The organism is Deltaproteobacteria bacterium, from assembly GCA_016223005.1.
Classification (GTDB): Bacteria; Desulfobacterota; GWC2-55-46; order UBA9637; family GWC2-42-11; genus JACRPW01.
The window spans coordinates 1,337-26,158 of the sequence record JACRPW010000013.1; the positions used below are offsets into that span (position 1 = coordinate 1,337).

At 39.4% G+C, this 24,822-nt stretch carries 25 protein-coding genes and 1 pseudogene (1 of these 26 running past the window's edge); 8 read left to right on the forward strand and 18 right to left on the reverse strand.

The genetic code is table 11. From position 1 onward, the window contains the following. The 4 genes and pseudogenes from gmk to HZC45_01585 form a co-directional block, all read left to right on the forward strand. A pseudogene (gene gmk / locus HZC45_01570) lies at positions 1-374 on the forward strand (guanylate kinase); it begins 243 nt to the left of the window's first position. After that, the gene (locus tag HZC45_01575; GenBank protein ID MBI5681855.1) at positions 362-547 is read left to right on the forward strand and encodes a DNA-directed RNA polymerase subunit omega; all 186 of its coding nucleotides are present in this window, start codon (positions 362-364) and stop codon (positions 545-547) included. The pseudogene gmk and the gene HZC45_01575 overlap by 13 nt, the downstream one beginning before the upstream one ends. Before the next feature lie 111 nt (positions 548-658). Beyond that, the gene (locus HZC45_01580; GenBank protein MBI5681856.1) at positions 659-2,815 is read left to right on the forward strand and encodes a bifunctional (p)ppGpp synthetase/guanosine-3',5'-bis(diphosphate) 3'-pyrophosphohydrolase; all 2,157 of its coding nucleotides are present in this window, start codon (positions 659-661) and stop codon (positions 2,813-2,815) included. Between the two features lie 70 nt (positions 2,816-2,885). Further along, a complete protein-coding gene (locus HZC45_01585) occupies positions 2,886-3,272 on the forward strand; it encodes a RidA family protein (protein ID MBI5681857.1) in 387 nt (128 codons plus the stop codon). Between the two features lie 54 nt (positions 3,273-3,326). Here the strand turns inward: HZC45_01585 and HZC45_01590 are convergent, their stop codons facing one another. Continuing rightward, the gene (locus HZC45_01590) at positions 3,327-3,518 is read right to left on the reverse strand and encodes a 50S ribosomal protein L28 (protein MBI5681858.1); all 192 of its coding nucleotides are present in this window, start codon (positions 3,516-3,518) and stop codon (positions 3,327-3,329) included. A gap of 113 nt (positions 3,519-3,631) precedes the next feature. Between HZC45_01590 and uvrC the strand changes: the two genes are divergently transcribed. From uvrC to bamE, 3 genes are all read left to right on the forward strand, one after another. Continuing rightward, positions 3,632-5,551 (forward strand): excinuclease ABC subunit UvrC, encoded by a 1,920-nt coding sequence (gene uvrC / locus HZC45_01595; GenBank protein ID MBI5681859.1) that lies wholly within the window; start codon positions 3,632-3,634, stop codon positions 5,549-5,551. Next, a complete protein-coding gene (locus HZC45_01600) occupies positions 5,541-6,455 on the forward strand; it encodes an aminotransferase class IV (GenBank protein MBI5681860.1) in 915 nt (304 codons plus the stop codon). The genes uvrC and HZC45_01600 overlap by 11 nt, the downstream gene beginning before the upstream one ends. Before the next feature lie 224 nt (positions 6,456-6,679). Next, a complete protein-coding gene (gene bamE, locus HZC45_01605) occupies positions 6,680-7,033 on the forward strand; it encodes an outer membrane protein assembly factor BamE (protein ID MBI5681861.1) in 354 nt (117 codons plus the stop codon). 126 nt (positions 7,034-7,159) lie between these two features. Here the strand turns inward: bamE and HZC45_01610 are convergent, their stop codons facing one another. From HZC45_01610 to gmhB, 7 genes are all read right to left on the reverse strand, one after another. Then, entirely contained in the window at positions 7,160-7,327 is a 168-nt protein-coding gene (locus HZC45_01610) for a Trm112 family protein (GenBank protein ID MBI5681862.1), read from the reverse strand. Positions 7,328-7,370: 43 nt separating this feature from the next. Continuing rightward, positions 7,371-8,330 carry a flippase-like domain-containing protein gene (locus HZC45_01615; protein ID MBI5681863.1) on the reverse strand — a complete coding sequence of 320 codons (960 nt, stop codon included), beginning with the start codon at positions 8,328-8,330 and terminating at the stop codon, positions 7,371-7,373. A gap of 10 nt (positions 8,331-8,340) precedes the next feature. Beyond that, a complete protein-coding gene (locus HZC45_01620; GenBank protein MBI5681864.1) occupies positions 8,341-9,279 on the reverse strand; it encodes a glycosyltransferase family 2 protein in 939 nt (312 codons plus the stop codon). An 11-nt stretch (positions 9,280-9,290) separates the two neighbouring features. Further along, positions 9,291-10,829 (reverse strand): glycosyltransferase family 39 protein, encoded by a 1,539-nt coding sequence (locus HZC45_01625; GenBank protein MBI5681865.1) that lies wholly within the window; start codon positions 10,827-10,829, stop codon positions 9,291-9,293. Continuing rightward, positions 10,805-11,380 (reverse strand): phosphatase PAP2 family protein, encoded by a 576-nt coding sequence (locus tag HZC45_01630; protein MBI5681866.1) that lies wholly within the window; start codon positions 11,378-11,380, stop codon positions 10,805-10,807. Before HZC45_01630 ends, HZC45_01625 begins: the two co-directional genes overlap by 25 nt. Next, positions 11,374-12,432, reverse strand: coding sequence for a lipopolysaccharide heptosyltransferase II (waaF, locus tag HZC45_01635; GenBank protein MBI5681867.1), 1,059 nt, complete (start codon positions 12,430-12,432; stop codon positions 11,374-11,376). Before waaF ends, HZC45_01630 begins: the two co-directional genes overlap by 7 nt. 76 nt (positions 12,433-12,508) lie before the next feature. Next, positions 12,509-13,135, reverse strand: coding sequence for a D-glycero-beta-D-manno-heptose 1,7-bisphosphate 7-phosphatase (gene gmhB / locus HZC45_01640; GenBank protein MBI5681868.1), 627 nt, complete (start codon positions 13,133-13,135; stop codon positions 12,509-12,511). Between the two features lie 1,078 nt (positions 13,136-14,213). Here gmhB and HZC45_01645 point away from each other — a divergent pair. Next, a complete protein-coding gene (locus HZC45_01645; protein MBI5681869.1) occupies positions 14,214-16,094 on the forward strand; it encodes a SurA N-terminal domain-containing protein in 1,881 nt (626 codons plus the stop codon). 4 nt (positions 16,095-16,098) lie between these two features. Here HZC45_01645 and HZC45_01650 read toward each other — a convergent pair whose 3' ends face one another. The 10 genes from HZC45_01650 to HZC45_01695 all read right to left on the reverse strand — a co-directional run bounded on the left by HZC45_01650 (position 16,099) and on the right by HZC45_01695 (position 24,812). Next, positions 16,099-16,398 carry a DUF4292 domain-containing protein gene (locus HZC45_01650; GenBank protein MBI5681870.1) on the reverse strand — a complete coding sequence of 100 codons (300 nt, stop codon included), beginning with the start codon at positions 16,396-16,398 and terminating at the stop codon, positions 16,099-16,101. After that, the gene (locus tag HZC45_01655; protein ID MBI5681871.1) at positions 16,352-16,837 is read right to left on the reverse strand and encodes a hypothetical protein; all 486 of its coding nucleotides are present in this window, start codon (positions 16,835-16,837) and stop codon (positions 16,352-16,354) included. Before HZC45_01655 ends, HZC45_01650 begins: the two co-directional genes overlap by 47 nt. Beyond that, complete coding sequence (locus HZC45_01660; protein ID MBI5681872.1) at positions 16,837-18,678, reverse strand: tetratricopeptide repeat protein; 1,842 nt, start codon at positions 18,676-18,678, stop codon at positions 16,837-16,839. The genes HZC45_01655 and HZC45_01660 overlap by 1 nt, the downstream gene beginning before the upstream one ends. 36 nt (positions 18,679-18,714) lie before the next feature. Beyond that, on the reverse strand, positions 18,715-19,461 hold the full coding sequence (locus tag HZC45_01665; protein MBI5681873.1) for a TlyA family RNA methyltransferase: 747 nt from the start codon (positions 19,459-19,461) through the stop codon (positions 18,715-18,717). Then, on the reverse strand, positions 19,461-21,338 hold the full coding sequence (locus HZC45_01670) for a 1-deoxy-D-xylulose-5-phosphate synthase (GenBank protein ID MBI5681874.1): 1,878 nt from the start codon (positions 21,336-21,338) through the stop codon (positions 19,461-19,463). The genes HZC45_01665 and HZC45_01670 overlap by 1 nt, the downstream gene beginning before the upstream one ends. A gap of 52 nt (positions 21,339-21,390) precedes the next feature. After that, complete coding sequence (locus HZC45_01675; protein MBI5681875.1) at positions 21,391-22,272, reverse strand: polyprenyl synthetase family protein; 882 nt, start codon at positions 22,270-22,272, stop codon at positions 21,391-21,393. Between the two features lie 3 nt (positions 22,273-22,275). Then, the gene (gene xseB / locus HZC45_01680) at positions 22,276-22,494 is read right to left on the reverse strand and encodes an exodeoxyribonuclease VII small subunit (GenBank protein ID MBI5681876.1); all 219 of its coding nucleotides are present in this window, start codon (positions 22,492-22,494) and stop codon (positions 22,276-22,278) included. Beyond that, positions 22,475-23,668 (reverse strand): exodeoxyribonuclease VII large subunit, encoded by a 1,194-nt coding sequence (locus tag HZC45_01685; GenBank protein ID MBI5681877.1) that lies wholly within the window; start codon positions 23,666-23,668, stop codon positions 22,475-22,477. Before HZC45_01685 ends, xseB begins: the two co-directional genes overlap by 20 nt. Before the next feature lie 96 nt (positions 23,669-23,764). Then, positions 23,765-23,965: a cold-shock protein gene (locus HZC45_01690; protein MBI5681878.1), complete on the reverse strand. Its 201-nt coding sequence runs from the start codon at positions 23,963-23,965 to the stop codon at positions 23,765-23,767. A gap of 394 nt (positions 23,966-24,359) precedes the next feature. Then, entirely contained in the window at positions 24,360-24,812 is a 453-nt protein-coding gene (locus tag HZC45_01695) for an Lrp/AsnC family transcriptional regulator (protein MBI5681879.1), read from the reverse strand. Between the last annotated feature and the right edge of the window lie 10 nt (positions 24,813-24,822).

Consider the following 24,822-nt stretch of genomic DNA (forward strand, 5'->3'; position numbering starts at 1 on the left):
TAGTCAAGAAAGGATATAATGTAATTCTGGATATAGATGTTCAGGGGGCAAAACAGGTAAAAGACAGAAGTCAGAAGAAAAGCCGGGTCTTTATATTCATATTACCGCCTTCTATGCAGGTGTGCAAAGAGCGGTTAAAGAATAGGGGTAAGGATAACAAAGAAACCATTGAAAAACGGATTCAAAATGCAAAGACAGAAATAAAAGAATCTGTATGGTATGATTATACAATTATAAACGATGACATCATTACTGCCTTTGATATACTTAAATCTATTATTACTGCAGAAAAAAGCAAACATGGGCATATGTTTGAACGGGTTAAAGAACTTTATCATTTCATTAAATCGGAGGTAATAAAATGGCAAGGGTAACTATTGAAGATTGTTTAAGCAAAGTAGAGAATAGATTTGTCCTTGTCCTCATGTCTTCAAAGAGGGCAAAGCAGCTACACAAGGGGAATAAACCCTTAATTGATTCAAGGGATAATAAACTTGTTGTAACAGCGCTGAGGGAAATTGCCTCTAAAAAGATAAAAATCAGGTAATATTTTTTTGCAGGGCTAAAGCCCTGCCCTACAGCATTTTCATCATGCATTTTCTGGGTTAAAAATCCACCCCCTGTTGCAAATTCCTTTCAATTGGGTTAGATTATAAGAATGGAAAGAGCGGAAGATATCCTTGAAAGGATTGCATCTTATAATCCCTCTGCTGACCTTGAAATCGTAAAGAAGGCATATATATTTTCTGCAAAGGTACATCAGGGACAGGTTAGAATTTCTGGTGAGCCATATATGGATCACCCGATAGAGGTAGCCTCTGTCCTTACTCACCTCAAATTGGACCCTCTGGCTATTGCCACAGGTTTTCTCCATGACACTGTTGAAGATACCCATACAACCATTGAAAAGATAAAAGAGGTCTTTGGCGAAGAGGTTGCCGCACTTGTTGATGGTGTTACAAAAATAAGCAAGATTACATTTAACAGTAAAGAGGAAAAACAGGCAGAAAATTTCAGAAAGATGATTATTGCCATGTCAAAGGATATAAGGATAATCCTTATAAAACTTGCTGACAGACTGCATAATATGCGCACACTGCACGCATTACCTCCTGACAGGCAGATTAAAATAGCACAGGAAACCCTTGATATATACGCCCCTCTGGCAAATAGACTGGGAATAGGATGGATAAAAACTGAACTGGAAGACCTTGCCCTTCGGCACATAAATACCGAAAAATATAAAGAGATTGAGGCAAAACTGGCAAAAGGGAAGATAGAGAGAGAACACTATATTAAAGAGGTAATAGATATACTTGAAAAGACCATTAAAGGGCATGGGCTGGAAGCAGATATAACAGGCAGACAAAAGCACACCTACAGCATCTTAAGAAAAATGGAAAATGATGGGGTGGATATTGAGCATATATTTGATATTATTGCGTTCAGGATTGTTGTTGGTTCAATAACTGAATGTTATCATGCCCTTGGGATAATCCACAATTTATGGAAACCTGTCCCGGGAAGGATTAAGGATTTTATAGCAATCCCAAAACCCAATATGTACCAATCTCTTCATACAACTGTGGTAGGACCCCGCGGTGACAGGATAGAGATTCAGATACGCACCCATGAGATGCATAAGATAGCAGAATACGGTATAGCAGCCCACTGGAGATACAAAGAGGGGAGGTCTATCCCTGACAAGGATGATAAGAGGTTTGCATGGTTAAGACAGTTAATGGAATGGCAGAAGGAATTAAAAGACCCTGCAGAATTTATGGAAACAGTAAGGGTTGATCTGTTTCAGGATGAGGTTTTTGTGTTCACGCCTAAGGGTGATGTTAAAGAATTCCCAAAAGACGCAACCCCTGTTGATTTTGCATACAGCGTCCACACTGACATCGGGCATAGGTGTAGTGCTGCAAAGGTAAACGGCAGACTTGTACCTCTTAAATCTACACTGAAAAATGGCGATGTGGTAGAGATTATTACATCTTCTAATCATAACCCAAGCAAAGACTGGCTAAAGTTTGTTGTAACATCAAAGGCAAAAACCAATATAAGACAGTGGATAAAGATAGAAGAAAGGGGAAAGAGTATTGCACTTGGGAAGGAGATGTGTGAAAAGGAATTTAAGAAATATGAACTGGACATTAACAGGATGCTGAAGGATGGAACACTGGAAGATACTGCAAAGACTCACTTTAATATGAATGATGCAAATGGTCTCCTTGCAGGTATTGGTTATGGAAAGATTTCCGCAATCCAGATTCTTGGAAAGATACTGCCGTCCGAGAGATTGAAACCCGAAACTGAAAAAGGCATTTCAAAATTCAAAAAGGTTTTACAAAGAATCAGAAAACCTGCATCAGGAGATGGTATAATTATAAAGGGTATAGATAATGTTATGATAAGATTTGCAAAGTGCTGCAATCCACTTCCGGGCGATAAGATTATTGGTTTTGTAAGCAGAGGCAGAGGTGTTACAATACATGCACGGCTCTGTCCAAATGTCATGGATACAGACCCTGAACGACGGATTGAGGCAGATTGGGGAAAGGGTCCCAATGTATCCCGTCCTGCAAGGATAACCGTAGTGTGTCATGATACAAAAGGTGTGCTTGCTGATATGAGTGCTGTAATAGCAGAAAAAGAGGCAAATATATCTAGTGCAGATGTAAATACAACACCGGATAAAAAGGCAATTTGCACATTTGAGATTCAGGTAAATGACCTTGAACATCTCAATAATGTAATAAAGTCTTTACAGCAGATAAAAAAGGTTATAAAGGTTCAAAGGGTAATATCATAGAGGCAGAGGGTCAAAGGGTCTATAAACAGCGCCCGTTATTATTCCCCTTTGTGAACCCATCAGAGATATTATGAAGAAAATAATAAGGACAGACAATGCACCAGCGGCAATAGGACCATATTCTCAGGGAGTAATTGCCAATGGTTTCATATTTTTATCAGGACAGATCCCTATTGACCATGAAAGCGGAGAGGTTTTTAAGGGTACCATTGCTGAACAGACAAGGCTTGTATTAAGGAATATTGAGGCAATCCTGAACGCAGGCAATTCATCTCTGGGAGATGTTGTAAAGACAACAGTTTACATTACAGATATAAACAGATTTTCTGAGATGAATAGTGTATATGGGGAGTTTTTTAAAGAGCCTTATCCAGCAAGGGCAACTATTGAGGTAAGTAAACTGCCAAAAGGGGTGGATGTAGAGATAGATGTGATAGCAGTAAACAGTGAGCAGTAAGCAGTGAACTGTTTTAAACTGCTTACCGCTAACAGCTCACTGCTCACTGTATTTTCAGGCTGCCTTTTGGATATTACCAGACCTAACGCATCTGGTGCATACTCGCATCCTTTTACCCTTGCCATTATGCAAAACCTTTATAGTTTGCAGGTTAGGGTTCCATCGCTTCCTTGTCTTATTGTTAGCGTGGCTTACATTATGTCCAAAGACAGGACCCTTGCCGCATATCTCGCAGACCATTGCCATAGTTATACTCCCTCCTCTCTTAAAATGAGGGTTGATGCTAACAGCAAATTATAAAATTTGCAAGGGAATTTTGACACCCAAAAATAGACATTGATTTTTGGGGACAGGAACTTTTGACAAGGCAACGCAGCGCAGTATGTGAGGTATTACAGGATATGCTGATAAGGGATAAAGCAAAAGACCTTCCTGTAAAATCAGGTGTCTACCTTATGAAGGATAAGGAAGGCAAGGTATTGTATATTGGCAAGGCAAAAAACATTAGGGCAAGGGTTGGTTCGTATTTTCGTGAGACATCTGACAATAGATATATTGTAAAATTCCTTATATCAAAGGCTGCAGATATTGAATATATTGTTACTGCAAATGAGAAAGAGGCTATAATCCTTGAAGATAATCTTCTTAAAAAATATAAACCCCGCTATAATATAAGATTAAAAGATGACAAGACCTATGCCAGCATTAAGATTACTGTTCAGGATAAGTTCCCGAGGATTATTGTAACTCGGCAGATAAAAAAAGACAGCAGCCGTTCCCCGCTTAATGCCTGCGGGGACAAGTATTTTGGACCTTATACCTCTGCCAGCAAGGTTAGAGTTACCCTGCGGCTGTTAAGAAAAATCTTTCCAATCCGCACCTGTTCAGACGCTGTAATGTCTTCCAGAAAAAGACCATGCATAGATTATCAGATTAAAAGATGTCTTGCCCCGTGTACAGGTATTGCAGCAGAAAAAGATTACAGAAACGCAGTCAATGGTATTGTCATGTTTTTGGAAGGCAGAAACAAGGAACTCATAGAATCGCTGAGGCGGCAAATGAAAGAGGCATCTATTAGATGTGAATTTGAAAGGGCAGCGGTATTAAGGGACCAGATAATGGCTGTTCTGGCAACACTGGAGAAACAGAGGGCAGCCCTAAACAGACCAATTGACGCAGATACCTTTGGTGTTGCCAGAAAAGACAGGGATATACTCATAGGTGTCTTTAATGTAAGAGAAGGCAGGGTGTATAATAGTTCAGAATATATTTTCAAGGATACTGTCCTGCCTGTGGATGAAGTAGTTTCATCTTTTATTACACAATATTACAGCATGGACAGGTATATACCTGATAGGATAATTTTATCTACTGCCCCGACCGAATCCCAATCAATCAGGGACTGGCTTGAAGACAAGAAGGGTAAAAAGATAAAGATTATTGTGCCTAAAAAGGGGGACAACCTTAATCTTCTAAAGATGGCAGAGACAAATGCCATTGAATCTCTGGATAAACGGCAAAGGGCAGAGGTAATTGCAGAGGAATCTGTGTTAAAAACCATTAAGGACAGGTTCAGATTAAAAAATATCCCTGAAAGGATTGAGGCGTTTGATATATCCAATTTAAGCGGTAAACTTGCAGTTGGTGCAATGGTATCATTCAAAAAAGGTAAGGCATGCAAAGAAGATTACAGGCTCTTCAGAATAAGGTGCATGGATGAGCCAAATGACTATGCTATGATGGAAGAGGTATTATCCAGAAGATATAAAAAAGATGAAGTAAAACTCCCTCTCCCTAACCTTATAGTTATGGACGGCGGGAAGGGGCAATTAAACATTTGTAAAAATGTCCTTGACAAACTTGGCTTAAAAGATATTGATTGCATTGCCCTTGCAAAGGATAGAGAAAAGACAGCAGCAGAGAAGGCATATCTTCCAAATGCTAAAGACCCTGTAATCTTGAAGCAGGGCTCATCCACTACCCTGTTTTTAAGGATGATAAGGGATGAGGTTCACAGATTTGCAATAAAATATCACAAAAAACTGCGGAAAAAACAGATAGGTTCAATTCTGGAAACCATTAGAGGGATTGGTAAAAAAAAGGCGAAGGACCTGCTTCTATACTTTGGCAGTATTGACAGGATAAGAACTGCTGCCGTAGAAGAGATAATAAAGATAAATGGTATAACAGGGCAGTTGGCAGAAGAAATAAAAAAGAAATTGGCAGAGACAGACCCGATTTGGTTTTCTAAATCGGGATTTGAGACAGATGAGAAATAGAGAAATGGAAAGGTTTATTGTTTTTTTAAATAACTCTTTTGTCCCTGCCTCAAAGGCTAATGTGAGTATATTTGACAGGGGTATCCTTTATGGCGATGGTCTGTTTGAGACCATACGGGCATACAAAGGAAGGGTTTTTGCCCTTGAACAGCACCTTAAAAGACTCTCTCTCGGGGCAAAGGTTTTGAGGATACCCTTAATACATGCCTCTATTCTAAAGACAAATGTTTGCCAGAATATAATACAGCAACTCCTTGAATTAAATAATCTGCATGATGAGGACAGTTACATCAGGATAACACTAACCAGAGGTGTTGACTACGGCGGTTTAATGCCGAGAAATAACATCAAACCTACAATGATAATTGTTGCAAAACCTATTGCATCAAATATACAAAAAAAACAGAAGGCAGGTATAGGGGCAATAACAGTTGATTTTTCCAGGGCATATTCCAAAATATCTTTAGTTAAATCGTTAAACTTTTTGGATAATGTTATAGGCTCTATGAAGGCAATGGCTAATGGGGCAGATGAGGCAATATTCTTAAGTCCTGATAGAGAGGTTCTTGAGGGCACAACTTCAAATGTATTTATTGTTAAGGATGGTATAATAAAGACCCCTCCTATAAAATCTGGAATCCTGACAGGGATAACAAGGGGATTTATAATAGATATATCTGAAAACATGGGTATACGGGTTAAAGAGACCACTATTAAGACATTGGATGTAATAAAATCTGATGAGGCATTTATTACAAATTCAATCATTGAAGTAGTTCCTTTGATAAGGCTGAATAAAAAGAGCATAGGTAGGGAAAGACCGGGAAAAATAACAAGACTCCTGCAAATGGAGTACAATAAACAGGTGAAACCCACACGAGCCTTGGCTCACAAAGGGGCATGAAAATTTAACTATGACACAAAGAAAAGGAAGAGACATTTCAATAGAAATATCTAAATAGAAAATTTAAAATTAAAACGAAATAGTTTTACTTTTTCATTGCTTGTTTAGATATTTCTATTTAGACATTGATTTTTGGGGAAACTTGCACAATAGTTGTGAATGTGGTAATAATAAATTAGCTTTAAGGCAGTAATAATCTCTTTAACATAGGAGGGTTAATTAAAATGAAAAAAAACTATGCAGTGCTCATTATCCTTTTCATCGCACTATCGGGTTGTGCAACAATTGAAAAAAGGACAGAAGGGACAAGGATAGACAAATATATGGTTGAGAGCATCAAACCGGGTGCGACAACCAGAAAGGCAATGCTAGAGATATTCGGCAGTCCTTCAATGGTAAATAAAAAGGATGACGGGAGTGAAGAGTTTATTTATAAATATGTAGAGAAAAAGGTTAAGGTCTATGTTCAGGGTTTTATAGTAGATGAAAAGAATGCGCCAACCACATATACAACTCTGGAGATAATAGTCAAGGACGATATTATAACGGGCTACAGATTTGTAAAGTCATCGGAGTAAGTCTATAGCAAACCATTTCCGTAAAATGTCTATTTTTGGGCATTTTTAAAATTGATTTTTCATACTTGTTTTTTTGAGCGCAGCAGTTGCAGCAACAACGCAGCAACTAAGTTTTTTACTAAGCCGTCATATCTTTACTGCCTCATCTATCAGCATCACCGGAATATCATCCTTTATAGGATACATGAGTCTGCATGTGTCGCAGATAAGTCCGTCCCCTTTTTCTGTAAGTTTTATATCTCCCTTGCATTTCGGACATGCAAGTATGTCCAGAAGTTCCTTATCAATTGCCATTGTACACCTCCAATAAATATAGTCAAAAGTCTTCAGCCAGAAGTCATTTGACTGTGTCTTTTACACTTCCATGCCTTATATATTCAATACCCCCTCCCAGACCAAGCAAGACCATTATTAAAAAAACAGCAAGTGAGACGCTTAATGCCTGCGCGTCTGTTGCCCCAACCTTTGTAAAGAGATAAACGAATGCCCCTTCCCTTAAACCAAGTCCTGACACTGAAATAGGGAGCATTGAAATAGTTACTGCAATGGGAACAAAAAGGTAAAAGTATCCAAGAGACACACTCATACCAATACCTTTTGATATTAGAAAGGATATTGCAATACCTATCATCTGTATAATGAACGATATAGTAATTGCCCGCAGCAAAATCAGCGGTTCGTCCTTATAGACCATCACAGCCCGATAGATGGATTCAATCTTTTCATTTATAGCAAAGAGCCTTATCTTGCTTGTTATGGCAAGGGCAATATTATGAATGTTTTTATTCCACAAAACAAGACATGACAGAAAAAACACTATTGCAAGGGTTATTATAAAAACAGGGGCATATGTGTCTTTAACATAACTATACCCGAAGATAAGTGAAACAGAGGCAATAATCACAAGGGCGAAAAAACCAGTAAACCTGTCCAGAAATACAGATGCAAGGGAATTCCCTCCTCTGCCTGAAATCTTATAAAGATAGTATGTCTTTACAACATCCCCGCCTATTGCTGTTGGAAGGAATATATTGAAAAACATGCCTATATAATAAAGTGAAACCAGTTTTTGGAAAGGCATGTCAATCCCTGCCTTTGGTAGAAACAGGGACCAGCGGTATGCAGAGATAACCTGAATAAGCGCATACAAGATAATACTGAATGCAAATATCATAAGGTTCATAGAGTACAAAACCGCCATTACACTATTTGCATCCGCCTTTCTGACCAAGAACATAATCAGCATGGCGCTAACTGATATCTTAAGTATCAGATATATATATTTTTTAATATCCATAATTTTGCTGCTATCTTATAACCCTTTTGACAACGTATATCGGCTTACTTTGTGATTCATGATATACCCTTGCCAGCATCTCACCAAGAAGCCCCATAATAATAAACTGCACACCTAAAATTATAAGTAATATCCCTAAAAGAAGCAGCGGTCTGCCACCAATATCATAACCAAAAACAATCTTCTGGACTGCCAGATATAATGAAATCAAAAACCCTAAAACTCCAAATACAAGCCCTGCAGGACCGAATGCATGGATTGGGCGGGTTGAAAAACTCTGCAGAAACTTTACAGTCAGAAGGTCAAGAATCACCCGAATAGTCCTTGATATGCCGTATTTTGATTTTCCGAATCTCCTTGGATGGTGCTTTGTTTCTACCTCTTTTATCCTGACGCCAAACCAACTTGCAACAGCAGGTATAAACCTGTGCATATCTCCGTAGAGTTTTATGTTTTTAATAACCTCCTTCCTGTATGCCTTTAATGTGCAGCCGTAGTCATGCAGATAGACCCCTGTAACCCTTGATATAAGCCAATTTGCAAACATTGAAGGGAGTCTACGTGTAAGGAATCTATCCTTTCTATTCTTCCGCCATCCGCTGACTATGTCTGCATCTTTGATTGCATCAATAAGTTTTGGAATATCTTCAGGGTCGTTCTGCATGTCCGCATCCATTGTAATGATAATATCGCCTCCTGCATAATCAAAACCTGCCGCCATTGCTGCGGTCTGTCCGAAGTTTCTCCTGAAACTTATAACAACAACCCTCTCATCTCCCCTCTGCATATCTTCAAGGATAGAAAAACTGTTGTCTATTGAGCCGTCATCCACAAAGATAGTCTCATAATCCATCTTGAGAGAATCCATTACCTTTTTAATGGATTGATAAAGAAGTGATATGTTTTCTTCTTCATTATAAACAGGGATTACTATAGAGACCTTATCCAAACAAATCCTCCTTACCACTTGCCGCTTTCAGTATTCTTAATGCCATTAAATCCATAGCACTTGAATATACTGAACTCTCTTGCCTTACTACCTCTATAAATTCTAATCAGCGGTTCTTTTTCACAACTTAAAAAAACTGCAGAAATCCTTTGGTCAAGTCCTGCATCGCCATTTTTAACATATACCGCATTTTTACCTTTATTGGTATCAAAATCCTGCCAGATGTCATATTGGTTCATCCTTCTGCCGAGGTTCACATTGTAAGTGACAGGATTGCCATCCACATAAAATGCAAGTTCACTTGCAATCTGATAACTGTCGCTGAATATGAATACATCACCGTCTTTATGCATCTCATTATATACAACTCCAACCTTTCTACCAAGTTCCTCCCAACCAACCAGTCTGTTTGCAGGGTCATTGTTTATATTTACTATATTAAGGACTCTGGTATCATGGGCAATAATTGTTATAATGCCTCCTGTTATCAGTGCAATGGCCAGGAAAATACGAAGCCAGACTCTTGACTCTTGACTCTTGACTCTTGACTCTATAACACCGCCTGCAGCAATGAATGCTGTAAAATATGCAGGCGCTGCCCAGTTTGCCTGAACCTTTGCATGAATACTCTTTGAAAGGAAAAAGAAAAGAATTGGTGCAGACATTAAAAAAAGGAGAAGGGCATCCCTATCACCATTTTTAAAACCCTTGCCCCCCATCTTCCAGATGCCATAACATAACCCGATAAATATAAAAGGGGTTATTACACCAAATTGCGAACCAACAAACCCTGCAAAATCCTTTAAAGAAATCTTCAAACCATCTGATATGTGTGCCTGCCCTAAGGTATGCCTTACAGTAACCCAGTCATGCTGAATATTCCAGATAATAACAGGACTGAATACAACAATACTAAGGATAAGGGCAACATAAGGCTCTTTTCTTTTTAACCAGAATCTATCTGTCTTTGAAAGCAATAGAAACAAAAAGATACACGGATATATAAGTGCCATTGTATACTTTGTTAAAAGTCCAAGTCCAATGATAATGCCGAGAAGATACCAGTAAATGCCGTGATGCGTGATGCGTGATGCGTGATAAGAATTTTCTGACCGCTGTTCCATCACTCCCCTTCTAAACACATACACTGCCAGACCCCAGAAAAGTATAAACGGCGCATCTATTGTCATAAGAACTGCACCTGCTGAATAAAGCGGGGTTAATGCAGGCAGAATAGCAGCATAAAATCCTGCCCTCTCGCTTTTAAATATATCCCTTGTCAAAACAAACAAAAGGAGGCTTACAAATATAGAGATTAAGACCGCTCCGAGCCTGACAGAAAACTCATTATTACCGCCAATTGCTGTAAAAAAGGCTATCAGGTAGGCAATCACAGGACCCTTGCTGTAGTAACTTAAATCAAGCCTTCTTGACCATTCCCAGTAGTGTGCCTCATCAGGCGAAAGGTCAAGGGGACCCAGCCATATATAGATAAGGCGAAAAATTGTGATAGAGGTTAAATAGATTATGAAATATTTTCTGTATTGCAACTGGTTTTATCCCTCCATCTCGCAATAATCCATCTCTCTGTAATTATTATGACACTACTTATTATCAATCCTAAAAAAATCCCGCCTAACACATCCATTGGATAATGCACACCAACATATATCCGTGAGTACGCAACAAGAAACGCAATAATTAAAAATATAGGAGATAACCTGCGATAATGATATGAAAGGTATGTCATTACTGCAAAGATATTTGCTGCATGGTTTGACGGGAATGAATATGAAGCACCGCACCCAACAAGAAGCCTTATATCAGTAAGGACAGTACATGGTCTTGGACGATGGAAAATATGTTTCATTAGTCCTGCTGTCTGGTCGCTTATCAGTATCACCAATAAAATTACAAGTGCAATCCTTTTGCCCTTACTCCCTGTCAGCATGAATATTGCAAACCAACTGATTATGATGAGCCATAAAAAATTTGTCTTATTAGTAATAAAAGGCATTACAGCATCAAGGAAGGGATTTATTAAAACCCCGTTCAGGAGATAAAATAATGCTGTGTCCCATTTCAGTATAGTGTCTAACAAGTGATTTCCCTTTCGCTACCTGCCACTGCATTTAACTGCCTTTCCACTGCTGTCATCACATCCTCTACCTTAATCTCTTTCATGCATCTTACATCCCTGCACCTTCTTAAAAAACACGGACTGCACGGAAGGTCTTTCCTGATAATTGTATGTCCGCTACCGTATGGTCCTGTCCTCCATGGCGCGGTAGGACCAAAGAGTGCTATAACAGGTTTGCCAATGGCAGCAGCAATATGCATTGGGCCTGAATCAACTGTTATCATAAGTTTTGAATAATTTATTACTGCCATCAGTTCCTTCAAACCAGTTTTGCCGGTAAGATTTATTGTCTTTCTATTTGTCATTGCAATAATCTTATCTATTTCGCTAACTATTAAGCCTGAACCTGTTAAGACCACCCTCATATCAAATTTATCTGTTATCAGATTGCAGAGAGAGGCAAACCTTTCATTTCCCCATAGTTTGGTCTCCCATCTCGCTATCGGGTTTACCAGAATAAAGGGCTGTCCTTCCAATATCCCATTTTCCTTGATGATAGACAGGGCCTTTTGCTTTTCGTCCTGTTTTATGGACAATGGGAATTCAACAGGAAGAACATCTACTCCAATATGTTCTGCAAGTTGCAGATACCTGTCAACAGCGTGCAGGTCAGGGTTATAAGGCGGCAGCGCCTCATTTAAGAAAATACTGCTTAACTCTCTCCTCCGTCTGAACCCCATCCTCTTTTTACCTTTTGATAGTAATGCCCATATGCCGCTCTTTATCAGCCCCTGAAAATCTATTACAATATCGTAATTCGTATTCTTCAAGGTCTTTATAACACGCGATATATCTCTCCATGTATCATTAGATAATGGTTTCTTAAGCCACTTTTTCCGTCTTACAACTATACAGTCGTTTAGCAGATTATGTCCTATGATAATCCCTGCGGCATCTTCCTCAACAAGCCAGTCAATAACTGCGTCAGAATACATGCGTCTGATTGCACAAAGTGACGGGAGCGTATGAATAACATCACCGATTGAGGAAAGTTTTATGATTAGTATTTTCATAGTAAATACCGTTATTCGTGCGCGTTATACGTGATGCGGAAAGAAAGTCGTGATGCATGAAAATACGTATAACGCATCACGCACACGCATCACGGTCTTTTATTATCCACTCCACCGCATCCTTTAAATCATTTGCAATATAAGATGGTTTTGTTTTAATTATCTTTTTATGTTCTTTACCAAAGCCTGTTAGAACAAGCACACCTTTACAACCAGCATTTAGCGCCAGTTCAATATCAGAAACCTTATCACCCACAACATAGGATTTACTAATATCTATACCCAATTCCTCTCCTGCTATTTCTAAAAGTCCTGTTCTTGGTTTTCTGCACTTACAGTTATCATCAGGATGATGGGGACAGTAATATATACCGTCAAGATGCACATCTTCCTGCTTGAGAGTATCCTCAAGTTTTTTATTTATAGAATCAGCAATTTCCTTTGAAAAATATCCCCTTCCAACACCTGACTGGTTGCTGATTACAACAACCTTAAAACCCTCTGAATTTAGTTTCTTTATAGCAGATGGTGCGCCATCAATAATTACCAGCCTATCAGGCGAATCAATATAGCCTGAATCCTCGTTGATGGTACCGTCCCGGTCAAGGAAGACTGCAAAAGAGTTTAGAGTTAGGAGTTTAGAGTTAGGAGTTAAAAAACCTGCGGCAGCATCATAAACATCATCAACGGTAACATCCCCCATACACTTATAATGTCCGAACCTGCACTGCCTGTCAAAACACGGACTGCACTCAATATCCTCCTTAAGAACCAAAACCCTGTTGCCTATGGGTGCAGTAAGTTTAGGCTCAGTTGAACCAAATATTGCTGCTGTTGGAACACCAAGGCTCGCTGATATGTGCATTGGCCCGCTGTCATTTGTAATGAAAAGATCACACCTCTTAATAATTGATATGAACTGACGAAGACTTGTTTTTCCGCAGAGGTTTATCACATTAGTTTTGAGTTTTGAGTTTTGAGTTTTGAGTTTTTGAATAACCTCTTTGCAAATGTTTTCATCCCCTTTTGAACCGAATATAATAACCTGTGCATCACATTCTTTAATCAATCTTTCCGCAATTTCTGCAAACCTTTCAGGAAACCATCTTTTCGCCTTCCCATAACTTGACCCGGGGTTTACACCAATAATCCTGTCAGAAACTATACCATTTTCCTCTAAAAATGTCTTTGCCCACATTACATCTTCGTCTGAAAGATACAGTTTTGGCTTTAAATCTTTGTCAATATTTAAACCAATCTCTTCCAGCAGGTTCATATAATAAAAGACCTGATGACACTTTTTTATATCTCCCCTGACCTTTACAGATTTTGTAAGCAGAAATCCCCTTGCATCAGTTGAATATCCCCATCTTTCAGGTATTCCAGCCGTAAATGTAATAAATGCAGCGTCAAAGGCATTCTGAAAGAGTATCGCAAGGTCATATCCCTCTTTTTTCAATCTTTTGATTAGTTTAATTTTTCCTAAGAACCCTTTATGGGACCCATCGCAGTCATATTCCATACATCTGTCCACTGATGGATTATTGAAGAACAATGGTGCAACCCATGGTCTCGCAAGGACTGTTATATCTGCATGGGGAAGGTTGTTTCTGACTACCTTAATAGACGGCTCACACAAAACTGCATCGCCAATCCAGTTTGGAACCCTTATAACTATTTTTTCTATCTTATTATTATACATCATGCACTTAACATATTGACAACATCCATAACATTATATATAGTCTTAACAATGTGTCAATGAATAAGAGGAGGGACTAATGCTCAAGTTTATGAGAAAGAAAAAAAGATCTATAGTGGTATGGATTATATTTTCAGCCATTATAGCGGTATTTATCTTCTGGGGCGTCGGAAATTTCAGGATAGACAAAAGCGGCGTAGTTGCAAGGGTAAACAGCAAGGTTATATCTGCACAGGAATTTACAAAGGCATACCAGAGACAGATTGATTATTATAAAAAGAGCATACAGGGTGAAATATCTGACGAAATTCTTGAAAAACTCAATCTGAAACAGATGACCATTGAGGGGCTTATTAACAGGGCAATTCTATTAGAAGAGGCACAGAAACAGAACATAAAGATAAAAAAAGAGGAACTGCAAAAGACAATTCAGACAATACCTGCGTTTCAGAAAAATGGCATATTTGATAAAGAGATTTATTTTAAGATACTGTCGGGTATGAGGATGCAGCCCGGCGAGTTTGAAAAGGCAATTGAAGAAGAGATGATGATAGAAAGAGTTCAGCAAAAGATTGTGGGCAGCATAGATATGAGCGACAGCGAACTAATGGCAGAATTCAAAAAGGAAAATAAAAGGATAAACCTTCAGTATGCAATCATAAACAGTTCGCCATTTGAAAAAGGGGCGGCCATTACAGATGATGAGATAAAGTCATACTTTGAAAAAAACAAGGATAATTTCAAGATGCCTGATAGGATTAAGATAGATTATATTGCCTCCTTCGTATCAGACATTAAGCCTAAAATAAAGGTTTCAGAAGATGATGTCCAGTCATATTATGAGAAGAACATAAAGGCATTTGAAAGGCACAAGGAAGTCAGGGCAAGGCATATCCTTTTTAGGCTGCAGGACGGAAAAGATGCTGCAAAAAAGAAGGCGGAAGATGTGCTTAGTCTTATTAAAAAAGGTGAAAACTTTGGAGAACTTGCCAAGAAATATTCCAATGACCCCGGTTCTGCAAAGAACGGCGGTGACTTGGGATATTTTAAGTCAGGCATGATGGTAAAATCCTTTGAGGACGCTGCATTTGCACTTAAAAAAGGTGAGGTGAGCGGTATAATAGAAACAGAATTCGGCTTCCATATAATCAAGGCAGAAGATATTCAAGAGGCAGGACTTAAGCCCTTTAATGAGGTGAGAAGAGAGGTAACCGAACTCCTCAAAACCAGTCATGCTATAGAAAAGGCAAAGGGGCTGGCAGAAGATATTCGTAAAGATATTGACAGTGGAAAGGATTTAAAGGATGCATCTGCTTCAAAGGGGGTCAGGCTTAAACAAACAAACTACTTCTCCCCTGGTGACAGAGGTGAAGAGATTGCCATGAATGACTATATAAACAAGACTATCTTTTCTTTGAAAAAGGGTGAAACAAGCCATGTCCTTGATGGAAAGGATGGTTATTATATAGTCAGGATTGTTGACAAACAGGAGAGCCGCTTCTTAACATTAGAAGAGGCATTGCCTGATATAAAGAATATCCTCATTAAACAAAAGGCAGTGGAAAAGGCAAAGACGAAGGCTCAAGAATTTCTAAGAGAGATTACTTTAGGCAAGGAAGACTTTGTAAAAAAGGCACAAAAAGATGGTTATAAAACTGACGAGACCGGCATGTTTGGTCTTGAAGACGGGATTATCCCTAAGATTATAGTAAATGCTGCACCTGATTTGTTTGAACTCACAAACAATGCCCCATATTATTCAAAACCAGTTTCATCTCACGGCAATACTTATGTATTGAAATTAAAAGAAGTGGTTGAGGCAGATGCAAAAGGGTTTGAGGCAAAAAAGGAAGATATAAAAAACCGACTTATAGGACGGAAAAAACAAGAGACATTTGGCAAATGGTTAACCGATACAAGAACAAAGGCAAAGATACAAATAAATAAGGACGCTATGTAAGGCATTATTCCTGAATTTCGCTTAAAGAGAATAGTTCATCATCGACATTTCCATTAACTTCAACCTTTGTGTATCTGATATTCAGATGCATTCGGTCGGTTTTTACATCTACAAACATTGGAAATCTAGTGCCGTTAATTTCTATATAATCATCAAAAAAAATTGTAACAATACTGTTATTATCCCTGTTATAGACCTCTCTTCTGATAATGGTATACTCTTTAGGATTAAACCACACCTTGTGGTATGCACCCTCATCATAATACAGGAGTCTTATGATAACAGCATCTAACTGACCAGCCAATGATATAAAGGGGGATATACTTTAGGTCTTGCAATGGAAAGTAGCCTGGCAAGGCAGTGCCTTTATATATCTTCCCCGAATAATAAAATTGATACCCCTGACCATTATTTACAATTACTGCTGATGGTTGATTTAAGGGATTTAAAAACTCTATCCTGAAGGAATGGGGGGATTTTGCAGCAATCACTACCCTGCTCGTGTGCAAAAGTCCGCCTGATATTATCTCCAGACTGCCAACCCCCTTAAATGTATTGATTGGTTTTAGTTCCCTGACACGGGAAAATATCTGAAGACTATCTAACTGGGGATCTGAAGAGGAAACCTTTTGCTTTACAGCACAGCCTGTAAAAAACAGAATACAGAATACAGAATACAGCATACAGAATAAAACCCTCTCTCTCCTGACCCCTCTCTCCCGTCTCCCGCACCCCTGCTTCATTACTTAATCTTCAATTCCTTTTTTATGCCTTCTATCTTATCCTTTAGTTCTGTCTTTTGGGGGTCTGATTTAAACGCCTTTTCATAAGATTCCAGTGCCTTTTTCTTCACGCCTTTCTTAAGATATGCATCACCAAGGTGCTCTGCAACAACAGGGTCATTGGGCATAAGTTTCACAGCCTTTTCAAGTTCTGCTATTGCCCTGTCTATATCACCCTTTTTATAATACACCCATCCAAGACTATCTATTATGTGTCCGCTGTCAGGTTTTATTGCAAGTGCCTTTTTTATTAAATCAAGTGCCTCGTCAATGTTTATCCCTTTTTCTGCATAACTATAACCCAGATAATTAAGCGCCTCTGCATGCTGCGGATTCAGTCTAATCACTGTCTTCATTTCTTCCACAACCTTATCACCCATCTTCATATCATCATATATCACACCCAGTATAAAATGGAGTTCAGCATTATTAGGCTCTATCTCTACTGCCTTTTGAATTGCAGAGACAGCCTCATGTAAACGGCCGGCACTTTTATAAACAGAGGCAAGGAGCCTGTACAGTTCAATATCAGCACTCTTTACCTTAATGACGTCCTTTAATGCACTTACTGCATCTTCAATCTTACCCTGCCTCTGATATATAAATGCAAGGTGAATCTTTGCCTCCATATATGTTTCGCCTTCAGAAGGTATCTTCTCAAATTCTTCCCGTGCCTTTTCAATCTCTCCCTTTTCCTCATAGGCAGTTGCCAGATAATACCTTACCCGCGGCAGTTTGGGGTTTGAAGTCAAGATGAGGTTAAACTCAATGATGGCATTGTCATATTGTTTCTGCTCAAGATATATGAGCCCTATCTTTACCATTGCATCAATCCTGTTTGAAGGAAACTTTTCCAGTTCCTTGTATTGAATTAGCGCCTCATCAAGTTTATTCTGCTGTATCAGAATCTGTGCCACCCTGCTTCTCAAAACAGCATTCTGCGGCTGCACTTCAAGCGCCTTTTGATACATCTGCACTGCCTTATCTATATTTTTTTGAAGTTCATAGACCATACCAAGTTCTACTACAGCACCTTCAAAATCGGGGTTTATTTCAAGTGCCTTAAGATAGTTGTATTCAGCATCAGCATGTCTTGACCTTTCTGCTGCTATCCTCCCGAGATAATAATATGCCATAAGGGATTCTGGATTAATCTTTAAAAGGTCGTTTAAAACAGATACTGCCTCATCATATTTTTTTAGATCTGCATATAAGGTGCCGAGAAATATATATGCCCTTTGATTGCTTGGGTCAAGACGAATAATAGCCTTATATGATGATATAGCCTTTTCATCTTCACGGGTAACACTATAAATGCTTCCAAGCAGGATGTGTGCAGACACATAGTCAGGGTCAAGTTTAACAGCCTTTTCCAGTTCAATTATTGCACTAATATGATTATTCTTTCTAAGATATAGTGCTGCCATGTCAGTATGTAAAATAGGTGAGTCAGGGTCAAGTTCTACTACCTTCTTGTACTGCTCTATTGCACCATCAATATCATTGCTATTTGCCATAAACTGGGCAGCTGCAAAATGATAATATGCCTCCTGTTCTACACTTGACCCCATCACATGGATAACATTATCATTTAACAATTCTAGTTGTGAGTGAGGCTGCTCATTCTGAGATTTTGGATTAGACAAAGGTTCTGATGCAGATAATACCTCGGATTGAGAAATCGGAATGGTCTTATCACGAGAGGCAAGATTTGATATATCAGATTTATTTTTTGCCAGCGGCTGGATGCAGGATGCGAGCAGTAGTAAAGCAGTTATAGGTATACATTTAATAATTGTCATATTCTTTATCCCTTCCTCATGGGCATACTAAAGTTTTTATCTAAAGGCAAGATTTTTCTTAAGATATATCCAGAATTCCCTGTTACCTTTTGCGCCTGATATTGGCGACTCACAAACACCTTTTACATCAAGACCAATGGATATTGCAAATGCCCTAATCCCATCTATTACAGTTTGATGCATTTTAATATCTCTGACAATACCGCCTTTGCCAACCATACCCTTCCCAACCTCAAACTGCGGCTTTATAAGAGCCAGAATACTGCCGCCCTCTTTTACAAAACCCATAACCTTTGGAATCACCTTTTGTAGAGATATAAACGATACATCTATTACAGCCATGTCTAACAATATGCCAACATCGTCAAATTCAAGATACCTTATATTCCTGCCCTCTATAACCTTTACCCTTTTATCATTCCTTATTTTCCAGTCAATTAAACCCTTACCAACATCCACTGCAAATATATCTTTGGCACCCATCTTTAATAGACAATCAGTAAAGCCTCCTGTTGATGCCCCAACATCCATGACCTCCAGTCCATGAACATCTATATCAAACTGTTTTAATGCCCCCTCAAGTTTTATTCCACCCCTGCTGACATAAGGCAAATCCTCTTTAATACTAACAACTGCATCCTCATCAACCTCTTTGCCCGGCTTGTCTATTCTGATTCCGTTTACAATGACACTGCCTGCCATTATTACTGCCTTTGCCCGCTCTCTACTCCCTGCAAAGCCCTTTTCAACAATGAGTATGTCTAACCGCTTCTTATGATTCATCAATTGCAAGCCATGAATTCCCTTATTGCCTTTTCTATGCCTTCACTGTCAATACCCAAAATCCTCCTCAGTTCCTCCTGCGAGCCGTGTTCTACAAACTCATCAGGTATCCCTATTTGCTTGATAAGGCAGTTAACACCTTCTTTTGAAAGAAGTTCAATAACTGCACTGCCAAAACCACCCTGTATGGCATTTTCCTCTACAGTCAAAATCCTTCCTGTATTCTTTGCAATGGATATTATAAGATTTTCATCAATAGGCTTGACAAACCTTGCATTAACAACAGTTGCCCTAATGCCATGCCCTCCTAACCTCTTTGCAGCATCAAGTGATGTATAGACTGCTGTGCCTATTGCAATTATGGCAATGTCAGCACCTTGCATCAAAATTTCAGACTCACCAACATGGATAGGCATTGTATCCAATATAGTCCCTTTGCTATGCCCCTTACCTCTTGGATAACGTATTGCAGCAGGTCGTCTGCAATCAACTGCTGTTTTTAAGAGGGCTTTGAGTTCCAACTCATCCTTTGGCGCCATCATTACAATATTTGGAATATGACGAAGATACGAAATATCAAATACCCCGTGATGTGTTGGTCCGTCAGCGCCAACAATACCTGCCCTGTCCAAAGCAAATACAACAGGAAGATTTTGGAGACAGACATCGTGAACAATCTGGTCGTAAGCCCTCTGCAAGAATGTTGAATAGACTGCCACAACTGGTATAAATCCAAGTTTTGCAAGCCCTGCTGCAAATGTCACTGCATGCTGCTCTGCAATGCCAACATCAAAAAACCTGTCAGGAAACTGTTTGGCAAATCTATCAAGCCCTGTCCCCTCAGGCATTGCTGCTGTGATTGCGATAATCTTTGGATTGTCTTCAGCCAGTTCTATAAGGGTCTCGGCAAACACCTCTGTATATGTGGGGACTGCATCTTTAGATTTTTTTAATTCACCTGTAGGTATGTCAAATGCACCCACACCATGGAATATTGACGGCTGCTTCTCTGCAGGCAGATAACCTTTGCCTTTTTTTGTCAGTACATGGATAAGTATAGGACCCTTTAAATCCCTTGCGTCATTTAATGTAGAAATAATCTGGCTGATGTCATGCCCGTCAATAGGACCTATGTAATGAAATCCCATTCCTTCAAAGAGCATACCGGGTGTTAAAAATGTAATCAAAGAATCCTCTGCCCTTTTTGCAAGATGCACCAAACCTTTGCCTATCTTCGGTATATATTCAAAAAACGATTCCACCTCTTTCTTAAGTTTTGTTGCAAATCTCCCTGTAAGTTTTCTGCTCAAAAACGCTGAAAGTGCCCCCACATTTTCCGATATAGAGAACTCATTATCATTTAAGATAACTATCATATCCTTTTTAAGATGACCTGCCTGATTCAATCCTTCAAATGCCATGCCTGCTGTCATTGAACCGTCGCCTATGACAGAAATGACCTTGTAAGTTTCGTTCTTTATATCCCTAGCGCATGCCATGCCAAGTCCGGCAGATATGGACGTGGATGAATGTCCTGCAATAAATGTATCATATTCGCTTTCCGATGGTCTTGGAAAACCGCTTATACCACCAAACTGACGAAGTGTCTCAAAGGTATCCCGTCTCCCGGTCAGGATTTTATGGCTGTATGCCTGATGCCCTACATCCCACACAATCTTATCCTTAGGTGTATTAAAGACATAGTGGAGTGCTATTGTAAGTTCAACCGCACCAAGACTGGATGCAAGGTGCCCGCCTGTGAATGAAACAACACGGATTATCTCCTGCCTTAATTCATCAGCAAGGGCAGGCAGTTCTTCTGGCTGGAGTTTCTTCAGGTCATTTGGGCTGTTTATTTTGTTTAATAATTGATACATATAAGATTTTAGATTTCCCTAACACCTATTGCCTATAGCCTAGCGCCTGTTTTTATCCTTTTCTTTCCACAACATATCCTGCAATCTTCCTGAGTGGTTCTGCCTTATCGTCAAAATCCTTTATTGAATCTAATGCTATATTAACAAGTTCCCTTACCCTTTCCTTTGACTCTTTAAGTCCTATAACCTTTGGATATGTAATCTTATCCTTTTTTATATCACTGCCAGTATTCTTTCCCATGGTTTCTTTAGAACCCTCAATATCAAGGATATCATCTGCAATCTGAAATGCTAGTCCGACTGCCTCACCATACCTTGCAAGTTGTTCAATCTGCCTGCTGGAGGCATCTGATAATATTGCACCTGCCCTTATAGAGGCAAGTATAAGTGCCCCTGTCTTATGGGTATGGATATACTCAAGGATAGGAAACCCGCACTCCCTGCCTTCAGACTCCATATCAACTACCTGTCCGCCGACCATGCCTGCTGCACCAGATGCCTTTGCTATCTCGTGGATAACTGTCAGCATCTTCCTTGAATCTTTACCTGTATATTGTGCAAGGACATCAAATGCAAGTGTTAAAAGTGCATCGCCTGCAAGGATTGCCATTGCCTCACCAAACACCTTATGATTGGCTGCCTTACCGCGCCTTAGATCATCGTTATCCATTGCAGGCAAGTCATCGTGTATCAGGGAGTATGTGTGTATCAACTCAATGGCACATGCAGCATTTATAACATCTTCTTGCCTGCCTCCGACAGATTCTGCTGATGCAATCAAAAGCACAGGTCTTATGCGCTTGCCTCCTGCAAAGATACTGTAACGGATTGCCTTGTGCAGATTTTGGGGAAATGCATCCTCATAGGGAATAATACCTGCCAGTGTTTTATCTACAAACTCTATCTTTTCTTTCAGATATTCACTGATATTCATACTCTATTCAAATGGCTCGGTCTTTAACCTTCCATCTTCATCCTTTGTCAAGACCTCAACCATCTTCTCTGCATCTTCAAGGATTTTTGTGCAAATGCGTGAGAGTTTAATCCCCTCCTCAAATAACTTTAACGCCTCTTCCAGAGGGATGTCTCCCCTTTCAAGTTTATTAACTATTGCCTCAAGTTTTTTTAAGGCATCTTCAAACTTCATCTTTTGCATAAACCCTGCAGAACACCTCACCTTTTGAAAGGACTATACTTAATTCATCGCCTATACAGACATTTCTGGAATCACGCAGTATTGCAAGGGACGGCAATTTTCTTGTAATGCTATATCCCCTATCCAATACATTAAGCGGGGAAAGGGCATTTATACCAGATGCAAGCATCTGAATCTCCTTTTTCGCCAATGTAAATCTGTTTGATATTGCTAGTAGAAGCCTTTCTGCAAGGCTGTCAGTCCTTTGCATATAATCATGGAGCCTCTGTCTTGGATGAATAATTGCCTTTTCAACCCGGTGCAGCCCTGCCCTCTTTTCATTAAGCATCCCACTGATTGCAGATTTTAATATTGCAACTGCGCCTCCTATCTTTTCAATAAGTTCATTCTTTGATTTTACCACTATTTCAGCAGCAGCAGATGGTGTTGGCGCACGGAGATCGCTGACCATATCAGCAATTGTCCAATCTATCTCATGTCCAACAGCAGAAACCACAGGCACCCTTGAATTATATATTGCCCTTGCAACAGACTCTTCATTAAATGCCTGCAAATCCTCTTGTGAGCCTCCGCCTCTGCCTATTATTATTACATCTATATCATCTATCCTGTTCAGTTCCCAAATCCCGTTAGCAATCTCTCTTGCAGACTCAATGCCCTGCACCCTTACAGGGTAAATAAGAACACCTATATTGGCAAACCTTCTTTGAAACACCTTAAGTATATCCCTTATTGCAGCGCCTGTTGGAGATGTAACAATGCCGACCCTGTGCGGCAGCATCGGAATCTGCCTTTTTCTCTTTTCATCAAATAGTCCTTCCTTTGACAGTCTTTCTTTTAATTGTTGTAAGGCAATCTGCTGCGCACCTATACCTTTTGGCTCCAAATAATCAACAATTATCTGATATTCACCCCTGTCAGGATATACACTAACCATACCTCTGCAGATTATATGCATACCGTCCATGGGTTTAAACTTTACTAATCTGGACTGCCCTTTAAAGATAACACAGCGTAATTGTGAATAAGCATCTTTCAGCGTAAAATAGAGGTGACCCGAAACAGGGGAGCGCAGGTTTGATATCTCACCCTCAACCCAGACATAATAGAGGTTATCTTCAAGCAGTCTTTTTATTTCAAAGGTGAGTTCTGATACAGAGAATATCTTTTGCATTATATGAAATATATCAGAAGATTTTCACAAACACAAACAAAAAACCCCCTCCTGATACTGTTCAGGAGGGGGTTTGGGGATCAAAAGAAGATAAAACTACGCTCTCCTTACTTTTGATGCCTGTGGACCCTTTGGTCCCTGAGTTATTTCAAACTCAACATCGTCGCCTTCTTTCAGGGATTTAAAACCTTCCCCTGTGATAGCAGAGTAGTGGACAAACACATCTTCGCCCTCATCCTGCTGGATAAAGCCAAAACCCTTTGTGTCATTAAACCACTTTACTTTTCCCTTGGCCATCTTTTGTTACCTCCTTTCTGAAACTTCATACCTGCTAGTGATATAAAGTATTCTAAAAAAAATGCCGTGAAAGGCCATTTCACAATGCCTCACACGGCATAATTCTATTCCAAAATAATTCTATTCCAAAATAAATAACCCAAATCTAATAGTCTCACAACAAAACATCCACATCTTTCTGGCGTATGCTACCAATATAATACCATGCTGTCAAGCACTTTATTTGGGGGTAATTTTGGACAGGCAATTTTGAAAACATTGTGGATCTGGCGATGGAATTAGAACCCGCAACCTGCTGATTACGAATCAGTTGCTCTACCCCTGAGCTACATCGGCAAAGGTCTCGGTGTGAGATAAACTAACGGCTCATGAGGGTGTGGATTGAAATAGCCTGTCAACTTCCCATATCAAAATCAACCCGTATCTTGAAAAATCTTACAGTGGGCAGGTTTCTGATGTTGGTTATGCCTGTTTTGGCTGATATTTCCTTTAAACTTTTTTCAATATCCTCCACTCCCTCTGCAATGAATGTAAACCAGATGTTATATTGATGGTCTCTTTCATAATTATGTGTAATGCCCGGATAAGAATTCACTATCTTTACAAACTCCTTTATCTTTTCCTGAGGCACCTTTGCAGCGCAGAGCGAACTTGTAAAACCAAGTTTTCTTGGGTCAAATGTGGCGCCGATGCGGCGGATTATCCCTTCTTTTTTGAGATTGGCAATGCGGTCTATGGTTTCTTTTTCCGATATGCCAACCTCATTTCCAATTACCGCGTAAGGCTTTTGCGTGATGGGAAATTTAGTCTGGATAATGTTTAGGATTTTCTTATCAACTGTATCCATAAAAATCAGA

Excerpts from the sequence above, each read along its gene's own strand:
- HZC45_01575 (MBI5681855.1), top strand. The coding sequence starts at position 362 with ATGGCAAGGGTAACTATTGAAGATTGTTTAAGCAAAGTAGAGAATAGA.
- HZC45_01580 (MBI5681856.1), top strand. The coding sequence starts at position 659 with ATGGAAAGAGCGGAAGATATCCTTGAAAGGATTGCATCTTATAATCCC.
- HZC45_01585 (MBI5681857.1), top strand. The coding sequence starts at position 2,886 with ATGAAGAAAATAATAAGGACAGACAATGCACCAGCGGCAATAGGACCA.
- HZC45_01590 (MBI5681858.1), bottom strand. The coding sequence starts at position 3,518 with ATGGCAATGGTCTGCGAGATATGCGGCAAGGGTCCTGTCTTTGGACAT.
- HZC45_01600 (MBI5681860.1), top strand. The coding sequence starts at position 5,541 with ATGAGAAATAGAGAAATGGAAAGGTTTATTGTTTTTTTAAATAACTCT.
- bamE (MBI5681861.1), top strand. The coding sequence starts at position 6,680 with ATGAAAAAAAACTATGCAGTGCTCATTATCCTTTTCATCGCACTATCG.
- HZC45_01610 (MBI5681862.1), bottom strand. The coding sequence starts at position 7,327 with ATGGCAATTGATAAGGAACTTCTGGACATACTTGCATGTCCGAAATGC.
- HZC45_01615 (MBI5681863.1), bottom strand. The coding sequence starts at position 8,330 with ATGGATATTAAAAAATATATATATCTGATACTTAAGATATCAGTTAGC.
- waaF (MBI5681867.1), bottom strand. The coding sequence starts at position 12,432 with ATGAAAATACTAATCATAAAACTTTCCTCAATCGGTGATGTTATTCAT.
- gmhB (MBI5681868.1), bottom strand. The coding sequence starts at position 13,135 with ATGGGGGATGTTACCGTTGATGATGTTTATGATGCTGCCGCAGGTTTT.
- HZC45_01645 (MBI5681869.1), top strand. The coding sequence starts at position 14,214 with ATGCTCAAGTTTATGAGAAAGAAAAAAAGATCTATAGTGGTATGGATT.
- HZC45_01655 (MBI5681871.1), bottom strand. The coding sequence starts at position 16,837 with ATGAAGCAGGGGTGCGGGAGACGGGAGAGAGGGGTCAGGAGAGAGAGG.
- HZC45_01660 (MBI5681872.1), bottom strand. The coding sequence starts at position 18,678 with ATGACAATTATTAAATGTATACCTATAACTGCTTTACTACTGCTCGCA.
- HZC45_01665 (MBI5681873.1), bottom strand. The coding sequence starts at position 19,461 with ATGAATCATAAGAAGCGGTTAGACATACTCATTGTTGAAAAGGGCTTT.
- HZC45_01670 (MBI5681874.1), bottom strand. The coding sequence starts at position 21,338 with ATGTATCAATTATTAAACAAAATAAACAGCCCAAATGACCTGAAGAAA.
- HZC45_01675 (MBI5681875.1), bottom strand. The coding sequence starts at position 22,272 with ATGAATATCAGTGAATATCTGAAAGAAAAGATAGAGTTTGTAGATAAA.
- xseB (MBI5681876.1), bottom strand. The coding sequence starts at position 22,494 with ATGCAAAAGATGAAGTTTGAAGATGCCTTAAAAAAACTTGAGGCAATA.
- HZC45_01685 (MBI5681877.1), bottom strand. The coding sequence starts at position 23,668 with ATGCAAAAGATATTCTCTGTATCAGAACTCACCTTTGAAATAAAAAGA.
- HZC45_01690 (MBI5681878.1), bottom strand. The coding sequence starts at position 23,965 with ATGGCCAAGGGAAAAGTAAAGTGGTTTAATGACACAAAGGGTTTTGGC.
- HZC45_01695 (MBI5681879.1), bottom strand. The coding sequence starts at position 24,812 with ATGGATACAGTTGATAAGAAAATCCTAAACATTATCCAGACTAAATTT.